This is a genomic window from Aeromonas sp. QDB18 (assembly GCF_027705325.1).
Lineage (GTDB): Bacteria > Pseudomonadota > Gammaproteobacteria > Enterobacterales > Aeromonadaceae > Aeromonas > Aeromonas caviae.
This window is the reverse complement of sequence record NZ_JAPDBQ010000262.1, coordinates 1-1842: the sequence shown is the minus strand read 5'-3', so window position 1 is coordinate 1842 and position 1842 is coordinate 1. Positions and strand designations below refer to the sequence as shown.

The 1842-nt window shown below is 64.8% G+C and carries 1 protein-coding gene; it reads right to left on the bottom strand.

Translation table 11 applies throughout. From position 1 onward, the window contains the following. Positions 1-122: 122 nt before the first annotated feature. Positions 123-1709, bottom strand: coding sequence for a methyl-accepting chemotaxis protein (locus OKC30_RS20695; RefSeq protein ID WP_234888726.1), 1587 nt, complete (start codon positions 1707-1709; stop codon positions 123-125). Between the last annotated feature and the right edge of the window lie 133 nt (positions 1710-1842).

Below are 1842 nucleotides of genomic sequence, written 5' to 3'. Positions count from 1 at the left end.
CCCAGGGCGGTGAAGATATCAAAGACCCGTTTTCCGGTAAATCGCAATGCGGCTCCGCTTAAGTGAACAGCATTGCGCCGATTGGTGTGGCCTTCTGCGCTGTGCCGGGTGACCAGCAAGACTCAGAGGGTGAAGCGCTGGGTCATATGGTGCAGCGAGGTGGCCAGCCTGCTCAGCTCGACGCAGGCCTGGGCGGTCTGCTGCGCCCCCTGGGCATTCTCGTCGGCGGCGGTGTGGATCTTGACGATGCTGCGATTGAGCTCCTCGGTGACCGCGTTCTGCTGCTCGGTGGCGGTGGCGATCAGGGTGTTCATGTCGGTGATCTGGGTGACGGCACCGTTGATGCTGTCGATGCTGCTCCCCGCCTCCCGCGCCAGCTCCACGCTCTCCTGCATCTGCTGACGGCTCAGTTGCATGGCGCTGCCCGCCTCGGCGGTACGCTCCTGCAACACCTCGATCATCTTGCTGATTTCGGCGGTGGACGCCTGGGTGCGCTGGGCCAGACTGCGCACCTCGTCTGCCACCACCGCAAAGCCACGCCCCTGCTCGCCGGCCCGGGCCGCTTCGATGGCCGCGTTGAGGGCCAGCAGGTTGGTCTGCTCGGCGATGCCGCGAATCACGTCCAGCACCATGCTGGCGCTGTCGGTCTCAAGTTGCTGCACCACGCTCCCGGCCTGCTCTATCTGGCGGGAAACCTGCTCTATGCTGCCGATGGCGCTGCGCACCACCTGGTTGCCCTGGGTGGAGGTGCGGGAAGCCTGCTTGGCCGCCCCCATGGCGTCCGTGGTGTTGCGAGCCACCTCATTGACGGTGGACTGCATCTCGTTCATGGCGGTGGCGACCTGAGAGACCTCTCCCTGCTGGCTTGCCATGCCTTTGGCGGACTGCTCGGAGATGGCGCTCACCTCCTCTACCGCGCTGCTGAGCTGACTCACCGAACCGGAGATTTCACTCACCAGCTCCGCCAGAGCCCCCTGCATCCGGTCGATGGCCGACCCCAGCTGGCCCAGCTCGTCGCGGTTGAAGCGGTTGCCGCGGATCCACTCCTGCAGCTCGCCCCGACCGAGATCGCCGCTCGCAATGCGCTGGGCCTGACGGGCCAGCATGATGAGCGGGTCACGGATCTGGCGGGTCAGCACCACGGAGAGGGCGACAACCAGGGCTAGGCCGATCACCAGGGCCAGGGTCACACTCAGCTTGGCGCTGTCAAAGGCGGCGATCACCTCGGCGCGGGAGCCCACGGAGTAGCCGTGGTTGATGCGAATGAGATCCCCCACCGACTTGCTCAGGGTGGTGTAGAGGGTGACCCCCTCCCCCATGAAGAGGTGCCGGGCTTCGGCCATCTGTCCCGAGTCCTGCATCTGCCGGATGCGCTGGTGCAGGGCGACATATCGCTCCCAGTCCGCCTTGACGATGTCAAAGGCGCGGCGCTCCTCCCGATCCTCCGCCCAGATGGTGCCATCGTGGGCCACTATCTGGCGCGCAGCCTCTTGCAGGCTCTTCTCGCTCTCGTTGCGATAGCGGGCCTTCTGCTGGGCATCGTCCGCCACCAGGAAGACATCCAGTTCGTAGCGGCGCAGGGCATTGATGGTCTCGCCGAGGGTGCTGGTGCGCACGACGGCGGGCAGGATACTGTCGGTAAAGCCGATGGCGGCGCGGTTCATCTTGCTGAATTCAAACAGCGAGAAGCCGCCGATAAAGGCCATCATCAGGCCGAGTACGGCAAAGCCGGCGGTAAGTTTTTTGCCTATCGTCTTGACATCCTCCCCACCTTAGCGCTTCGCGTCACAGGAGGGGGATTCCCATTACTGGGTGATAGCTGCTCGCGCAGTACCGGGTTCC